Origin of the sequence: Blautia sp. CAG:257, from assembly GCF_000433815.1 — a bacterium.
GTDB classification, from domain to species: domain Bacteria; phylum Bacillota; class Clostridia; order Lachnospirales; family Lachnospiraceae; genus Blautia_A; species Blautia_A caecimuris.
The window spans coordinates 7,693-9,033 of the sequence record NZ_HF999062.1 but is presented as its reverse complement, the minus strand read 5'-3'; the positions used below and the strand labels follow the sequence as shown (position 1 = coordinate 9,033).

The following is a 1,341-nucleotide window of genomic DNA, read 5'->3' as shown; positions in this document are numbered from 1 at the left end:
AGAAGATTTCCCGGAACCACCGTCTGCTCCTTATGAGGTTCTCTATGTACATGAATCTATGGAGGATTACCTGAGTCCTGCCTTTTATCTGACGCCGCCATTAGATACCGGAACCCCTAACGTAATTTATATTAACCGTTCAGGCCGCCACTCCGGTCCGGAACTTGTTTCCACTCTTGCTCACGAAGGCTTTCCGGGACATCTTTATCAGACTACCTCTTTTGCCTCCTGTCAGCCGGAAGATATCCGTTATCTTATCTCCTGCGGCGGTTACGTAGAAGGATGGGCAACCTATGTGGAATCCTGCCTTCCCTCCTATGCGGATAATTTTATAAAGGACAGTGATGCAAAAAACCTTTCATCTCTGTACTGGCTGAACAGAAGCATTAATCTGTGCATCTATTCACTTCTGGATATCAGCATCCATGAGCATGGATGGAATCAGTCCCAGACAGCCCGGTTTTTACGTGTTTTTGGCATCCAGAAAACAGATGTTATCCAGGAAATCTATCAGTATATCGTGGAAACCCCTGCCAACTACCTGAAATATTACTGGGGATATCTGAATTTTCTTGATCTGAAAGAAATGCAGAAAGAAGAGCTTGGAGAGGCTTTTGATCTCAGGCTGTTTCATCAGAAAGTACTGGAAATCGGCCCTGTTCCCTTTCCGGTTCTGTATAAATATATGACACAGTAATTATGGGGGCCCAACGCCCCCATATATTTTTTATTCGTCTCTGTAATTTCTGAAGAAATCCTGCAGATGGCTCAAAGCTTTTGTCAGAGTCTCTGTCTCCTGCCTGTCCAGTCCTTTTAAAACCGACATTACCATTCGTTCATGGAACATCCGGTGATGATGATAGGCTTTTTCTCCCTTCTCCGAAAGGGAAACAAGAACAACCCGCCTGTCTTCTTCACTTCTGCCCCGATTGATATAGCCTTTTTTTACCAGATGATTTACAGCTATTGTCAGGGTTCCTACCGTAACGGAGAGATCCTTTGCTATTGCGGACATGCTCCTTGGATTCCGGATCCCCACAGCCTCTATTACATGCATATCATTTACAGAAATGTCCTTATATTCAGGAGTGATCAGAGCCCTCTCCTCAATGTCCATAATTTCATTAAACAAATTTACCAGAACATCATTTACCGTTTCAACAGAATTCATAGCTGCCTCCTTTCCCTGTATGTTTTCTTTATTATACCCCAAACCAGTCCCGGCACAAAGCACTTTTTTGAAGCTTCCGGCTTTCTCTGTAATTTTATTGTTCCTCCTTCTACTGCTGTCAGAAGGAGAGATAACCATACCATTTCTGTATGAAAAAGTAAATATCAACT

The 1,341-nt window shown here is 43.3% G+C and carries 2 protein-coding genes; one reads left to right on the top strand and one right to left on the bottom strand.

All coding sequences use genetic code 11. From position 1 onward, the window contains the following. Positions 1-697, top strand: a 697-nt coding sequence (locus QVP40_RS08150; protein ID WP_288200398.1) for a DUF885 family protein, incomplete at its 5' end; no start/stop codon positions are given. A gap of 30 nt (positions 698-727) precedes the next feature. Here QVP40_RS08150 and QVP40_RS08145 read toward each other — a convergent pair. Continuing rightward, complete coding sequence (locus tag QVP40_RS08145; protein ID WP_022067969.1) at positions 728-1,171, bottom strand: MarR family winged helix-turn-helix transcriptional regulator; 444 nt, start codon at positions 1,169-1,171, stop codon at positions 728-730. Positions 1,172-1,341: the final 170 nt, after the last annotated feature.